The sequence below is a fragment of the Larkinella ripae genome, assembly GCF_054780775.1.
Genome location: NZ_BAAGVR010000024.1, coordinates 298,093 through 313,073 on the forward strand (window position 1 = coordinate 298,093; position 14,981 = coordinate 313,073).

Below are 14,981 nucleotides of genomic sequence, written 5' to 3' on the forward strand. Positions count from 1 at the left end.
TTAACTGATTTTAGGAAAGATGGGGTCCATCCAGCCCGTCGGAAGTTTCCGGACCGAGTTGTTCAGCAAGGCGCTCCACTGGTTCGACACGCCCTCCATATCTTCTTTCTGAAGCCGGTGTTCGATGAAGTGGAAGCTGTCTTTGGCATACACCACCACATCGAGGGGATAATCCACGTCGTTGGCACTGACGCGCGTGGCATCAAAGGCCAGAAACCCCATTTTCAGGGCGTCCTGCAGCGACGATTCGTAGGTAAGATTGCGGTAAAGGAGCGGTTTTCCGTAGCCGGAGTTGCCGATGATTTTGAAGGGAGAGCCCCGATCGACTTCCACCCAGTTGCCCTCCGGATAGAGCAGATACAGTTTGTGTTCCTCGTCGTCTTCGAGCTGGCCGCCGACAATGGCGTTGAGGTTGAAATTCATTCCGGAGGCTTCAATGGCGGCCCGATCTTCGAGGGCGACGCGCCTGACCTGTTCGCCAAAAGCATTGACGGCTTTGTATAACTTATTGAACGAACGGTCTTTCTCACCAATTACTTCCCGAAAATACGTGATGGCTTTATCGCGTACGGAACGCAGGCCGGAAGTCATGATAAAGAGCGAATGATTTTCCAGTTCGTGAACCGAAATCTTGCGATTACTCGAAACTTCGGAGCCGGAGGTCAGTCGGGTGTCGGCAATGGCAACTAAGCCGGAGGCTACTTTGATACCTAAACAATACGTCATTGAATCAGTAAACTACAAGCTATGGCGAATGGCAAATATACAGGTTTCCGAAATTTGACTTCCGATTTACCCCAGTTTTTGCGAAAACAACTGATTTTTGTTGCGGGTCATGTTTGTAACTAGCTGAAAGTGTGCCAGAAATTAAAATCTAGAAAAAGGTTTGTTACTTGCATGGCCAATTCGGCAGCCGGTTTTCCGGTTATCCCGTATACAACCTGTTACCACGAAATCCGATGAAAAAAGAAGCCCTGGCTGATGCGCCTAAATATAAATTCTGGAGGCAGCAGGCCGAAGCGAATGGTCTGATGATTCGCCACGTCGAAGAATTTTACGTCCGTCGGCGGCACAACGGCGAGGTGCTGTTTGCCATGCTGGAAGTGGATGCCGACACGCCGGAGGGCGACAAAATTCCGCCCGCCCTGTTTCTGAAAGGCCACGCGGTTTCGGTGCTGGTGTGCCTGATTGATCAGGAAACCAAAGAAAAATACGTGGTGCTGGTGCGGCAACGGCGGATTTGCGACGGCTCACACACCTACGAACACCCGGCGGGGATGGTCGATGCCGCCGATGATCCGGCCGAAGTGGCGGCCCGCGAAGTGGGGGAGGAGATCGGGCTGGCCGTAAAACCGCAGGACCTTACCCGCCTGATGGCCGGGCTTTGTTTTCCGAGCACCGGCACCAGCGACGAAGCCATGCATTATTATTTCGTTGAGCGCGAACTGCCCCGCAACCGGATCATGGAGTTTCACCACAAAGACATGGGTGTGGCTTCGGAGTTTGAACGCATCACGACCGCCGTCACGACTTTGCCCGAAGCGCACAAACTGATTACAAACATCAACGGGCTGCTGATTCATTTTTTGTACCTGCAGACGGTGGGCGATTACGAAACCATGAAGTTGCTGTAAGTGAGGAGGAAAGCACCAACGGGAGGAAAGGAGGAACGAAAAGGGGCGAAGAAAGATGAAAAAAGAAAAGCCGCACTTGCGAAAACGCGGTAACAATTGCTATATTTGCAACCCGAAACGGGCATTACGCCTGTCTATGGACCCGTAGTTCAATGGATAGAATTTCGGTTTCCGGTACCGACGATAGGGGTTCGAATCCCTTCGGGTTCACTAATTTAATTTTTAACCCGCTAACTTTCAATGAGTTAGCGGGTTTTGCTTTTTAGGTGGGACGCTTTAGGGGACGCTTTGAATTTAATTTTTGATCTAATATCTGTTCTTTTTAATTTGATGGGCTAAAATATATAGCCTCCAAATTGCTACTATAAAATTAAATTGTAAGTAAAGTGTCCAAATTCTGCTATTTGATTAAGTATGAGTAAACTAGACCTTCAAACCCTCGAATCCTGGTTGTGGGATTCGGCTAATATCCTCCGGGGCAGCATTGACAGTTCCGACTTTAAGAATTATATCTTCGGCTTACTTTTCCTCAAACGCGCCAATGATGTGTTTGAAGAAGAAGTTGAAAGCCATATGGTTGACGAAGGCGTCAATAGAGAAGATGCTGAAGCAGCCACCTTTTTTAAAATGCCAATTGAGGCCCGCTGGTCAGAAGTAAAGAAAGCCACAGAAAACGTTGGCGTGGTAATCGATATAGCTTTTGCAGCAATTGAAGAAAAAAACAAAGACCTAAAATTGGAGGGCGTGATGACAGCCACCAAATTCGGGGATAAGGACAAACTTTCCGACGATACCCTGCAACGGCTGCTGCGGCACTTCAATCAGCACTCCTTACGTAATTCTGATCTATACACACCTGACATTCTTGGTGATGCTTATGAATACCTCATCAAGCAGTTTGCCGACGATGCTGGTAAAAAAGGAGGCGAATTCTATACCCCGCGTGGTGTGGTAAAGCTAATCGTAGGCCTTATTAAACCCCAGCCAACGAATGAAATTTATGATCCTACTTGCGGCTCTGGTGGCATGTTGATTGAATCGGCGCGTTACGTGGCCGAACAATCAGGTGGTAAAGTGGGTCAAAACGTGAATGTAACTTTATTTGGACAGGAGAAAAATATTGGCACTTGGGCCATTGCTAAGCTAAATATGATTCTTCACAATTTCCCTAGCGCAGACCTCCAAAAGGGCGATACGCTGGTTAACCCGAAACATCAGAAAAATAATGAACTAAAATTATTCGACAGAGTTATTGCGAATCCGCCTTTCTCACAGGACCGCTGGTGGACTCTAGCTGAGGTGAACCTCCCTAAAAAGTTAGATAAAGATGGCAAAGAAAAAGAGGAAACACCAAACTACAATAAAGTTGTTATAGACGAATTAGGGAGATTTCATTATGGTATTCCACCCAGAGGCTATGCTGATATGGCGTTTTTACAGCATATGCTGGCGGTACTTCGGCAAAATGGCCGTATGGGGGTAGTACTGCCTCATGGTACGCTATTTAGAGGTGGAGCCGAAGGAAGTATTCGGGAAAAATTGCTAGAAGCAGACTTAGTAGAAGGCATCGTTGGTTTACCCTCTGCCCTGTTTTACAACACCGGCATCCCAGCTGCTATCTGGGTACTGACCAAAACCAAATCGGCCGACCTACGCAAGCGAGTGCGCATCATCGACGCGAGCCAGGAATTTAAAGAAGGCAAAAACCAAAACGAATTGGAAGACCGGCATGTGGCCCGCATTCTCGCTTCTTACGAAGAGGGGCAAGACATTGACAAGTTCATGAAAGTTGTGGATCTGGCCGATATAAAAGCAAACGACTACAACCTGAACATCTCGCGCTATATTGACCGTAGCGAAGCCGCCGAAGTGATTGAGCTAGCTGCCGTACATGCTGCCCTACACGAACTGAAAGTCAAAGAAGCCGAAATTGACGCAAAATTAGAAAGTCTGCTGGAGGAGATTGGGTTATGAATAATGGAATGAAGCAGACCGAAATTGGTGAAATTCCAGAGGATTGGAACGTAGTAAGTGTAGACGACTTTATCAAATCAAAAAAGGGAGCCATAAAGATTGGTCCATTTGGAAGTCAACTTAAAAAAGACTCTTTCGTGGCTGAGGGTGTAAAAGTTTATGGTCAAGAAAATATATTTGTTAACTCGATGTCATTCGGAGACAGGTATATCACAGAAGAGCACTTTCAACGATTAAAATCTTGCGAATTATTTCCTGGAGATTTTATCATATCTATGATGGGGACGATTGGAAAATGCATGGTGGTTCCAAAAGGCATCCAAAAAGGAATAATGGACTCTCACCTTCTTAGGCTTCAATTGAATCAAAATGTGCTATTACCAGAATATCTGTCACAACTGTTTGGCTCTCCCCTTGTTCTAGATCAGGTCAAAAAACTTGCAGTGGGGGGGATAATGGCCGGATTAAGTTCTACTATTGTAAAAAACATAAAATTTATTCTTCCTCCCCTACCCGAACAACAAAAAATAGCACAAATCCTGTCCGCAGTAGATGAGAAAATTGCTGTGATTGACGAGCAGTTAGCTAAAACCACCGAACTGAAAACCGGCCTTATGCAACGTCTGTTGACTAAAGGAATTGGTCATACTGAGTTTAAAGATTCACCACTTGGGGAGATTCCGAAGACGTGGACGACTACTAAATTACAGAATGTCTCTGCATTTATAACAAAAGGCTCTACACCAACTACTTATGGCTTTAAATGGGTAGATGAAGGCATTGTTTTCCTTCGAAGTGAATGCGTTGGAACAAATGGATTTACAAAGTCAGGAGCAATGTATATTTCTGAGGAAGCGCATAAAATTCTGAACAGATCTGAAATAAAATCCGGTGATTTATTAATGACTATCACTGGCTATGTGGGTAGAGTCTGTGTATTGCCTCCTGAAATTAAAGAAGCAAATATCAACCAACATATAGCTCGTATCCGAGTAGATTCTCCCTTAGTAGATGCAAACTTCGTTTATCAGTTTATATCACAGGAAAGCTTTATTAAAGAACATTCTAAAATTGTTACTGGTCAAGCTTACCCTCAACTGAGCTTAAAACAAGTTCGCGAGATGAAAATACCACTTCCACCCCTCTCAGAACAACGTAAAATCACTGAACTCCTGACCACAGTTGACGAAAAAATACAAGTTCTCCGCGACAAAAAAGCCCATTACCAAACTCTCAAGTGTGGTTTGATGCAACTGCTTCCTACAGGGAAGCTACGGGTGCATATAGGCGAGGAAGCTGTAACGGTATGAGTCAGGGGCTTGAATTTCTCCAGTCCGAGCAACCTGCCCTACGGCTGTTGGAAAAACTTGGTTACAAGTACTTGACCGGGGCAGCCTTATCTGTTGAGCGGCCTGATGCGGGGGAAGTTATTTTGGCCGGTCGGTTGCGGTCGGCCATTACGCGGCTCAACCCGGCGCTGGATGCAGCTAACCAGCAACGTGCGTACGACCGTATCACGCAGGTATCGGCGTCTTCGCTCATGGAAGCCAATCAGCGTATCTGGGCTTTACTATCGGGAACCGAATTTACTCTGAAACAGGTCATCAATAGCAAGGAGGAATTTGTGCCTGTTCGTTACATCGACTTTTCGCCAGATGGGGAGAATGATCTGTTGGTCGTGTGCCAGATGCGGTTTATGGGGCGCATCTTCACAGCCATTCCTGATCTGGTCATTTATGTCAATGGGTTACCGCTGGGCGTCATTGAGTGCAAAGCTGGCAGCGCTTCCGGGGCGTGGGATAGTGCATGGAACGACCTAGATGCCTACCAACGCAACAATGAACGGCTGTTTCATTACAATCAAGTCTGTGTCGGCATCTGGGCAGTCGGCGGAAAATATGGAGCTATCAACACCCCTCAAGCATTTTACTCCCATTTTCGGTCTGATGAGAATCCCGAATTGACCACCTTGCTGCTTGGTGCAATCCCCACCGAGCAAGACATTTTATTGTATAATCTGTTTCGGCCTGATCGGTTCTTGGACATCGTTCGTCATTTCGTTTTATTTGAACTGGACAAAGGTCGGATTATTAAGAAACTACCGCGTTATCAGCAGCTACGGGCTGTAAACCGCACCATTGCCAAACTGCAACAGCATCAACAGGGGGGCGTCGTCTGGCACACGCAGGGCAGCGGCAAGTCGCTTACGATGGCCTACCTCATCCGCAAGCTCCGTGCTAAAGAATATGGCTTCGATAACCCTACCGTTATTGTTCTCACCGACCGCAATGAACTGGATTCACAGATAACGAAGACCTTCCAGAATATTGGTTTTAAGAGCGTGCAACAGGCCAGTTCAGTGGCGCATCTGGATAAAATACTTCGTAATGATTACGGCGGAATTATTACTACCACGCTCCAGAAGTTTCAGCAGCCTGATAAAAACGCCACGGCTGACGACGCGCTGGACGAAGATGGACTAACCCGCACCGAACGTCATATTCAGGAAGACTTGTTGATACAAGTCAAAAAGGCTCTACGTGATGGCAAATGGACTGAAATAGGTCGGGAAGAAATCCCGCTGGAAGTTCTATCTACCAAAGAGAATCTATATGTATTGGTCGATGAAGCCCACCGTAGCCATTACGGTTTTTTGGCCGCGTTCACGCGCACGGTATTGCCCAATGCGAAGTTCATAGCCTTTACGGGTACTCCTATTTCCAAAGAAGATAAATCCACGCTAGCCGAGTTTTATGGTGAGGAATACCTCGATGTCTATACCATCAAGGAATCCGTAACAGATGGAGCTACCCTTGAATTACTCTACGATGCGGGCATCGCGCGTCTGGACGTGAAAAAGACGGAGTTAGATGCAGCTTTTGAAGCACAATTCGCCAAAGAGTCGGAAGAAAAGAAAAGTAAACTCAAAGATGAAGCGCTTCGGAAATATCAATTTTCGGCAGGAAGAATCCGCGACATCAGCATGCACATGCTGGAGCATTACCGCGACAAGATTTTTCCGGATGGGCACAAAGCAATACTGGTCTGTTCAGGTCGTCAAGCTGCCCTGGACTACCAGCAGACCATATTGAATTTACGGTATCAGGGTTTCCATAATTTCGCCACAAAAGTGGTAGTCAGTCTCGGATCACCGAAATCCGACCTCATTGCAGCAGATCACTTTGGACGCCTAGCATGGAATCGAGAAAATCCCAATGACCTTTTAGATATTCTTTTAACGCCAAATGAGAAAATCTATGCTGTAACTGAGAGCTTTAAATTGCCATTCGGCAATGAAGATGAATTGGACAAGTCGGGCAAAAATAAAAAGTACGACAATACGGCTATTCTGATTGTATCGGATATGCTATTGACCGGTTACGACGCGCCAATTGCCGGATGCCTCTACCTGGACAAGCCACTAAAAGAGCATACTCTGCTTCAAGCCATCGCTCGTGTAAACCGAACATACCGCAGCAAAGTCGCCGGATTTATAGTTGATTACTGCGGTATTACGGCGCACCTGATGCAGGCTTTAGATATCTTTTCTGGGGGGATTCGGCCTGATGACATTCTTCGTAACCTAAATGATGAAATCCCGAAATTGGAATTGAATCACGGCAAACTGCTTAGTTTCGCTAAACCAGTTAAGGTTGACCGGAATTATCAGCGTCAGGCGTATATAGATGCCATGGTACGCTACATTGAACCAATCTATTTACGTGACCAGTTTAAAGAGTTGCTAAAGGCATTCAACAAGTCGATCAACATTGTATTGCCGCACCAAGCAGCAATGAAATATCAATCTGATTTCCTCCTGTTCAACAAAGTCAAAAGCCAAGCCCGTAACACTTTTCATGACGATGACGAGCTAAAAGTCAGCGCCGACGAAAGCCGGATGCTACAAAAGTTAATTAACGATCATCTGATTGCGGAGGGCGTCACCAATCTCCTGGCCGAACCGGTATCCATTCTTGACCGCGACAAATTTAGGGCCGATATCCTGAATGCTTCACCTGCTACAAAAGAATTGAAGATGCGCAACCAGCTCAAGTACACCATCAAAGTGGGAATGGATCGCAACCCCGACTTCTTCAAACCTCTGGCGCAGCGGTTGGACAATTTGTTAAAGGAACATGAAGCAGGGCGTCTAGATCAGGTACAACTCCTGATTGGCTACACTGATCTTCAGAATGACCTTATCAACGAGCAGAGCGCAGGTCAGGCGCATGGGTTTACCACACGCCAGCAAATCGACGTTTTCAACGTACTAATGAAGCTGTTCGACGACGAAGCGGCCGAATCTACCAAACAACTATTTGCTAACATTAATGGCGAATTAGGGATTGTTGGCTGGACCGACAAAGGTGAGGTTCGGAAGGCTATTGAAAATAAGATCACCCGATTACTGAAAGACAAACTACCGCCACTCGAAGCTCGTAAAAAGGCGGTAGAGCTGGTTGAATTACTTCGAAAAGACAAACATGCATAGCGTTTCTTACGGCGACCAGACCATTAGTTATATTGTGCAGGACTGTCCCGATAGCAAGTCCCACTACATCAGTGTGTCACGTGATGAGGGCGTTGTGTTAAAAGGTCCCCGACTGCCTACAGGCCAGGCCGACCGGCTGGTATTAAAAAAGGCTCGTTGGATTCTGGAAAAGTTGGAAATTGTACGAGCAATAGACACAGGGGCAATTGTCACGGGGTCACGTATAGCGTATTTAGGCATGCATTATTACACTGAGGTCGTTTTCAACCCGCTGCTGACCAAAGCGCAGGTAGACTTTAATTATTCCCGTTTCCGAATTCAGACTAACCCAACAGTTGGAAGTCAAGCCGCCATACAGCAGGCATTGAACGTATTTTTTCGGGTCAAAGCTAAAGAGAAACTAACGACTCGCGTTCAGCAATGGGCAACAAAAACCGGACTATCCTACCGGGAATTAAAGTTTCGGAAGTTGAGCAAACGATGGGGTAGCTGCACACATACCAACTCGATTATCCTTAACCCCGATCTCATTAAGCTCCCCTACTCTCTTATCGATTACGTAATCGTACATGAACTTTGCCACACGAAAGTTAAAAGCCATTCCAAAGAATTCTGGGCAGAAGTGTCCCGGCACATGAGTAATTGGAAAGAGTTTGATGATAGGGTAAGTAAGTATATTATCTGAGAAAACGCCATTTAGAGGCTTGACGCCACTCTCAAGAATGACTAATTCTCAATCTTTAAGTGGCTCAATATTTGGGTGGACCTCAACTAGTTTTTATGTAAATTAGACTTTTATTACCTAATTTATATCTCAACTTCAAACTTATAAACGGTCTAACTATTCATGATAAAGATATTCATTTTCTTACTGATTGTAAGCATTCTAGTAGGAATGCTTTTAGGTTTGACATTCTTAGGTTTGTTTTCTTTTATCGGTTTCACACTTGTTGGTAGTGGCTTTCTAATTGGAAGTTATATTTCAGGCAAAATAGATGACAGCCAATATACCATGCTGAGGACATTATTCTTTGTGTGTTTTGTTATACTACTGTTTGGGTTGTTTTTTGGAGTTTGGTACCCTCTTATACCTAAAGAAAAAGATGGCCTATACTTGATATTGTTCTGGAGTGGCCTTATTGCCTCTATGTTAGCATTTCTGCTAGCTGACGACGCTAATATGAGGCTTAAAAATAGCTCATTTGGAGCCATAACCGTGGGCGTAATAGGCGTATTTATTACTTTAATTGGAAAACAGGGAGGGGAAACAAATGATACAAGCTTAATTTTGTTATGTAGTTTATTAGGATCTCTAATTGGATCTCTTCTTGGTTGGCTAGTGTACGCATCGCTCACCTATATAGCTTTTATTAAATATAATGACACTATGCCATTCTTAGCACTTATTTCTAATGGTTTGAAAGGTGTCATTGATGATATTGCTCAAAAGGAAAATCGGAGAATATTAAAAGATTTAGACTTTTGGTGGAGACGGTTCAGTCGCGACTTAGATAATCAGGTTGCAACTTTGAAAAAAGTGATGAAGGATGAGTCAGCTTTAACTGCAGAAGTAAAGAGATTATTAATTGATACTACTATAGAATCTGCGTTAGCTTCAGTATGTGAAGTACATAATTTTGTTTATAGCACTAGCCAAATTCGTGCTTCATTGATCAAATTTACAGAAACTGTAACAACCCCACCAGTACTGGAAGGAAGGCACTGGATTAACTACTCTGGCCTTTCATTGCCCTTTCAGGACACTGTATTTGCCCAGAATTCAAATGCTGGCGAACTCTTAAAAGAGCCAATAGGAACGCATAAGTTTATAGATACCAAGTTAAGCGTTGGACAAGTAAGAGATAGTGATGATAGATACCGGTTTTTCTCGATTTGGAAAATTGATGAGAAAACTGTTTTGACACTTGATTGGCCAAATGAAGAAAACAAAAACATCAGAAATATTACACAGCAGTATTTTTCTAAATCAATAATTCCCGAATTTCGAGTACTATTAGATCAACGTCCTACAGATCAGGTTGAAGATGAACAATCTATTAGCCAATCCGATGAAAATAGCTCGAGTTAAGAAAATCAAGATGTCAGTGTTAAAGAAACCGAGAATAAGCCAATGATAACTCATGAAGTACTTTCTGCAATAAGCTGCGTAGTGCCGTATCACTCAGCCACTTATGTTTCCGTACCAATTACAACCGGTAAACGCTTTTTGGATTGGTATGAAAATATAGGTAAGAGTTTGAGTGGTAAGCAGTATAATGACCAGCATTATCAAGAAGTTATGAGGGATAATATTGCTAATGCGCAGGAGTTTATTCAGAAGCTGCGACAGAATTACACATTAGTAATTGAACCAACTTCGCTCAACATGGCCGAATGGTCGCAAAATGACTACCATCTTTTCTGGCAAGCAGTGATTGATCATTATGTTAGAGAAGTTTATTTTTTAGATGGTTGGGAGTTTAGCAAAGGATGTACCATTGAGTTCATGACGGGATTGCGTAAAGGTATTCCACTATATAACCAAAACCGACAAGAAATATCAGCTGTTGATGGGTTATTGCTACTTTCTGCGGCTATAGATGGTTACAATGCAATAGGTCTTGACACTAGTTTTCACCAGAATGCAGTGTCTGAAATTAAACCATTTACCTTATCAACTACTCCTACTGTAATCTGATGGATTATCATTTTAAAGACGAAATCTTAAACCAACTCGCTGAGAGAGCGAACATTGCTCAGTTTGTCAGTTACGCACCAACGGGAGAACAACGGTTTTTGCGAATTAATGGTGTAGACCCGAACACCCAGATGCTCTCACAAGTTGCGGCTATTAGTCAGTTAATTGAAAAGTCTGCTGAACACCGAGTAAATGTCCGAAGCTTCTTACCAGATCAACCTAAAGGACATCCATTTGCTTATGGACTATCAAACGTTAAAGATGTACTGTCAACAATTGAAATAAATGCAAATGAAAATCGGTTTTCAATTGTAAACGAAACAATAGATACAAGTGATGGAGGGGTATCAGGTGTATTGTTTGGCAATATACTTGAATTTGTACCCGATGATACACCAAAAGGTGTTGACAAGCCAGATGTCTGCAGTTTGCCAACTGATTTAGGATTATCTCTATTAGAAACTATATATGGCTTCACGCCAATCATAGATTTTGCACCTAATATTCGGGTTGAATTTAGTCTTCATCCCGTACGACGAGGGATCCGTCAAGAGAAAATTATTATTTGGGAGTTAGAAGAATTTGCAGAATCGCCTAGACAAGCAGCTTTAACATGGCCCAATCAATTTAGTCGTCACATTGGTGATAAAGTTTTTGGATTACTTATTGCTGATTGGTTTAAATTACCCGTGCCAAAGACACTTGTCATTAGTAGAAGGGTTGCCCCATTTCAATTTGGATTAGAAACTGGAATCCCTGAAATATGGACTCGTACAGCTCCTTTTACACGGACACCTGGAAAATTCACCACACAGTTTGGTTGGTTAGATCCGTTTAAGTTATTAGCAACCGAAGATCCTGAACAGAATGAAATTGCTTCTGTACTATGCCAACAGGCAGTTGAAGCTATTTATTCAGGATCACTTGTGACAACCGAAAGTGATAAGCCATATGTGGAAGGACGACGAGGTCGAGGAGACACTTTTATGGTGGGAACAGAAGGAGTGGAACAACTACCCGATGAAGTTGTTGTCAAAGTGACTGATTTATTTACCACCGTATTTCAGAAACTAGGTCCCATAGAAATGGAATGGGTATTCGATGGCCAAACTGCTTGGATTGTTCAGCTACACAAGAGTCAGCGCTTTGATGTAAATAATTTGATTATTGTGGAAGGAAGAGCAAGTCATTATATAAATTTTCTTGTTATAGATGGATTGGAAAAGCTAAGATCTTTGATAAAGGATGTTGAAGGTAAGAATATAGGTATTAAGCTTATTGGAAATGTTGGTATTACTAGTCATTTTGGTGACCTTCTCCGAAGGTCTAAAATACCATCCTTTATTGAACGCAATTAATTGATGTTCGCCAAAAAACTGATTCTTGCGCATATTGTGTGGTTCAGCATCGCTAAACACTCGTAGTAATGTTTGACACTAACTGTTGAATATTCGATGGACGCAATAATTTCCGCACGGGCAGCCTCGCATCTTTTTGGATTGAGTCATACAATGACAGAGATTATTAATTGGCTTTAAGGCTTATTTAATAGATAATTTTCCGGGCTCAGTTCGGCTACCAACTGTTTGATGGTTTCGTTCTTTGAATTGATAAATTGCACTTCGGCCGCCGTAGCTTCGCGAGTTGTAGTGTAAGGTTGTACTTATAGGACTGCACAGTAATAATCAAGAAAGTTTAAATGAACCAGTGGAGTTGCCCATGTGATTCCGAAAATATCTCTTCTTGTTCATACCTTATTTTTCCGTTTTTACTTTATTATATACAACTTTTATTTGCATTAATTATACTTACAGTTAACAATTTTATAATTTCAGCACTGGTTAAATTAGTCAATGATCCTCTACAAAGCAAAGTACCCAATCTAGATTGGGTACTTTGCCAAAAAGAAATGTTTAAATAAATCGATTTCAAAGCGAAAACGAATAATTGACTATTAGCAAACTTGGGTACAAACAACTGTAAATTTACCAGTTTTGGGATCCTTCACGTTTTTACAAACTGTTATACAATTATTAGTATTATCGGCTGTTAACTTAAATGACTTAACATTTAAGCCTTTAAATTCTGCACGCTCAGCGAGAAAGCTATTAAAAGCTTTTAACAAATTATCTGCTTGTAGCTTTGTAGCCTCTTTTACTGTAGTTGCTTCTGTTTTTGTCATAGTATATAGTGTTTTCTAGTTAGCTGGTGATTCTATTATAGGCTGGGCACGAGTGGGCGATCCTGATAAGATCCCTGCAAATGTGCTAATTATAGAATTTAATTCTAGGTCGAGAGAAATACCTAAAAATGGCCATGCCTTTAGCCGACGCTTGTACTGCTCGGGTACAATTGCAACACCAGATTGTTGGAAATACCACATTGTCCCACCTGTGAGACGAACCGCATTTCCTAAGCGAAATCCTAGACCAGTTAGCAGCGTGCTTTTTTCAAAGAAGTTTTGCGTAGAATCCTTAGCTGAGAAGTTTTTAGATTTTGGTCCCTGTGCTACAGATACTAAACTCCAGCCAACAAAAGCAGAGAAGAAGTGCCAAGGCGTTTTTCGGTAAGACCAGTATGGCAAGTCTTTGTCTACGTAACGAAAATTAACATGAAAGCCAAAATAGGGCACAAATAAATAAGGTGATCGGGGATGAACCGAAGGGTTCAGACGCATAGGAACAACAAGGCCAAAATCTGGGACGACACTGTATTTAGATCGTGTCGAAAAACTATTGATATATGAGTCGGTCCATTGTGATGCAATACTTAGATAACCTCCATCTGTAATTGCTTTGTCTATAGCCTTTCTACTACTAATAATATCTTTTAATTCTGTTTGACCTTTCTGCAAGTCGCTAACAAAAATGTTCAGGTCATTGTATGCCGTAGTATATGTGCCAGTATTACGAGCTTTCATTTGTTCAGCAATTTGCAAAAGTTCTCTTGCAGCTTTCAAGGTAGTGTCAACATTTCGCTTGCGAACTGCATAATCACGATCGGCGGCAAGCTTACACCCATCGCAATTAATATCCTGAAAACCTCCAACAAGATTTTTGTATGTAAGTCCATCAATGCTTCGCAGTATAGCAAGCCATTTTTGTATAGGGCTGCCACCCATAAAATACTTTTCCAAATAGATGTCATTTATTTCTGGTGATGGATTGGATGGTATTTCTGACATCGCTTTTAAGCCACTATTTCTGGATAAGCTACTATGTAATGTCAAACGATTAATTGTATTCCTAAGGCTTGTAGTATCGCTCTTCCATTTTGTATATAACTGACCTAAACCATGAGTATTGTAAGCATTTAGAAGACTAAAACTATTCTTTGCATCGTCAATAGGCACTTTTGAGTCTAAAAAAAACTCATAATACACAGCGTCTACTCCAACCTCTTTTTTATATTTATTAGATAAAGTATCATTTATTTGAACCGTTTTAATACGCTCAGCAGATCTGGTAGCTGCTGGTGCAGTTTGAAACACATTAAATTGATCAAATAACCCAATTATTTGTTTATCTGCATTACCCAAAATTAATATATTGTACAACCTTGATGGCTTTAACACCTGATTATCTCGAAAGTGTATCAGCAAAACAGGCTTTTTATCAACTTCCTTAACCTCCCAGTTCTTTTCATCAACTTTTTGAAATGGATTACCAGGGTTCTTTTTGTTATTAATAGATAGAGTCTTATTGATTGATTTATTGAAGGTCACAAAGCGAATTCGCTCAATAAAGTTGACCATTTGTACGTCAGCTGAGTGCAAAGGTACTCGTAATGTAAATGGGCGGTCAAAAGGAAGAGATTTAGTTGGTGCATGCGTCAAAGTATCCCAATTAATAACTTCAATTTGTGCCCAACTTCGTAAACAAATCAATAGCCCTATTGTCACTAATAGTATGCTACGAGTTAATATAGAGAATAAGTACAGCATAGACTCTTGTAATTTTATCACCTCTCAAATATATGTTTAACGTACTGTTCTAAATAAGGGGTTTTTTCCCATATTTATAATGATCCCTGCGTTTATGACCTATTTGCTAAATTGGCTAATGGGCTAGATTTAAATCCGTATTAAAGGTGTATGTCGTGACTGACGTCCCTGACCTTGGCCTGATCTTGGCCCAAATTCCGGACAGTGGTTAATTTGAGGACCGGACGTTCATTTATTCAT

At 42.4% G+C, this 14,981-nt stretch carries 11 protein-coding genes and 1 tRNA gene; 9 read left to right on the plus strand and 3 right to left on the minus strand.

Annotation, left to right across the window (positions count from 1 at the left end; genetic code table 11):
* Entirely contained in the window at positions 1 to 726 is a 726-nt protein-coding gene (locus ACYVHX_RS19920; RefSeq protein WP_460673439.1) for a peptidase, read from the minus strand.
* Between the two features lie 233 nt (positions 727 to 959).
* Here ACYVHX_RS19920 and ACYVHX_RS19925 point away from each other — a divergent pair, with 233 nt between their 5' ends.
* The 9 genes from ACYVHX_RS19925 (at position 960) to ACYVHX_RS19965 (ending at position 12,156) form a co-directional block, all read left to right on the plus strand.
* Positions 960 to 1,634 (plus strand): NUDIX hydrolase, encoded by a 675-nt coding sequence (locus ACYVHX_RS19925; RefSeq protein WP_460673440.1) that lies wholly within the window; start codon positions 960 to 962, stop codon positions 1,632 to 1,634.
* A 138-nt stretch (positions 1,635 to 1,772) separates the two neighbouring features.
* A tRNA-Arg gene (locus tag ACYVHX_RS19930) sits at positions 1,773 to 1,844 on the plus strand.
* A 204-nt stretch (positions 1,845 to 2,048) separates the two neighbouring features.
* Positions 2,049 to 3,608 (plus strand): type I restriction-modification system subunit M, encoded by a 1,560-nt coding sequence (locus ACYVHX_RS19935; RefSeq protein WP_460673441.1) that lies wholly within the window; start codon positions 2,049 to 2,051, stop codon positions 3,606 to 3,608.
* 8 nt (positions 3,609 to 3,616) lie between these two features.
* Positions 3,617 to 4,918 carry a restriction endonuclease subunit S gene (locus tag ACYVHX_RS19940; RefSeq protein ID WP_460673442.1) on the plus strand — a complete coding sequence of 434 codons (1,302 nt, stop codon included), beginning with the start codon at positions 3,617 to 3,619 and terminating at the stop codon, positions 4,916 to 4,918.
* A complete protein-coding gene (locus ACYVHX_RS19945; protein WP_460673443.1) occupies positions 4,915 to 8,100 on the plus strand; it encodes a type I restriction endonuclease subunit R in 3,186 nt (1,061 codons plus the stop codon). The genes ACYVHX_RS19940 and ACYVHX_RS19945 overlap by 4 nt, the downstream gene beginning before the upstream one ends.
* On the plus strand, positions 8,093 to 8,785 hold the full coding sequence (locus ACYVHX_RS19950) for a M48 family metallopeptidase (protein WP_460673444.1): 693 nt from the start codon (positions 8,093 to 8,095) through the stop codon (positions 8,783 to 8,785). The genes ACYVHX_RS19945 and ACYVHX_RS19950 overlap by 8 nt, the downstream gene beginning before the upstream one ends.
* Positions 8,786 to 8,947: 162 nt before the next feature.
* The gene (locus ACYVHX_RS19955) at positions 8,948 to 10,189 is read left to right on the plus strand and encodes a hypothetical protein (protein WP_460673445.1); all 1,242 of its coding nucleotides are present in this window, start codon (positions 8,948 to 8,950) and stop codon (positions 10,187 to 10,189) included.
* A gap of 42 nt (positions 10,190 to 10,231) precedes the next feature.
* Positions 10,232 to 10,798, plus strand: a complete 567-nt coding sequence (locus ACYVHX_RS19960) for a hypothetical protein (protein ID WP_460673446.1) — start codon at positions 10,232 to 10,234, stop codon at positions 10,796 to 10,798.
* Positions 10,798 to 12,156 carry a hypothetical protein gene (locus ACYVHX_RS19965; RefSeq protein WP_460673447.1) on the plus strand — a complete coding sequence of 453 codons (1,359 nt, stop codon included), beginning with the start codon at positions 10,798 to 10,800 and terminating at the stop codon, positions 12,154 to 12,156. The genes ACYVHX_RS19960 and ACYVHX_RS19965 overlap by 1 nt, the downstream gene beginning before the upstream one ends.
* A 596-nt stretch (positions 12,157 to 12,752) precedes the next feature.
* Here ACYVHX_RS19965 and ACYVHX_RS19970 read toward each other — a convergent pair.
* Positions 12,753 to 12,980, minus strand: a complete 228-nt coding sequence (locus ACYVHX_RS19970; RefSeq protein ID WP_460673448.1) for a hypothetical protein — start codon at positions 12,978 to 12,980, stop codon at positions 12,753 to 12,755.
* Between the two features lie 15 nt (positions 12,981 to 12,995).
* Positions 12,996 to 14,741, minus strand: a complete 1,746-nt coding sequence (locus ACYVHX_RS19975) for a hypothetical protein (protein WP_460673449.1) — start codon at positions 14,739 to 14,741, stop codon at positions 12,996 to 12,998.
* Positions 14,742 to 14,981 lie beyond the last annotated feature (240 nt).

Coding starts and splice junctions, on each gene's coding strand:
- ACYVHX_RS19925 (WP_460673440.1), top strand. CDS start 960: ATGAAAAAAGAAGCCCTGGCTGATGCGCCTAAATATAAATTCTGGAGG.
- ACYVHX_RS19920 (WP_460673439.1), bottom strand. CDS start 726: ATGACGTATTGTTTAGGTATCAAAGTAGCCTCCGGCTTAGTTGCCATT.
- ACYVHX_RS19965 (WP_460673447.1), top strand. CDS start 10,798: ATGGATTATCATTTTAAAGACGAAATCTTAAACCAACTCGCTGAGAGA.
- ACYVHX_RS19955 (WP_460673445.1), top strand. CDS start 8,948: ATGATAAAGATATTCATTTTCTTACTGATTGTAAGCATTCTAGTAGGA.
- ACYVHX_RS19950 (WP_460673444.1), top strand. CDS start 8,093: ATGCATAGCGTTTCTTACGGCGACCAGACCATTAGTTATATTGTGCAG.
- ACYVHX_RS19935 (WP_460673441.1), top strand. CDS start 2,049: ATGAGTAAACTAGACCTTCAAACCCTCGAATCCTGGTTGTGGGATTCG.
- ACYVHX_RS19970 (WP_460673448.1), bottom strand. CDS start 12,980: ATGACAAAAACAGAAGCAACTACAGTAAAAGAGGCTACAAAGCTACAA.
- ACYVHX_RS19940 (WP_460673442.1), top strand. CDS start 3,617: ATGAAGCAGACCGAAATTGGTGAAATTCCAGAGGATTGGAACGTAGTA.
- ACYVHX_RS19960 (WP_460673446.1), top strand. CDS start 10,232: ATGATAACTCATGAAGTACTTTCTGCAATAAGCTGCGTAGTGCCGTAT.
- ACYVHX_RS19945 (WP_460673443.1), top strand. CDS start 4,915: ATGAGTCAGGGGCTTGAATTTCTCCAGTCCGAGCAACCTGCCCTACGG.
- ACYVHX_RS19975 (WP_460673449.1), bottom strand. CDS start 14,741: ATGCTGTACTTATTCTCTATATTAACTCGTAGCATACTATTAGTGACA.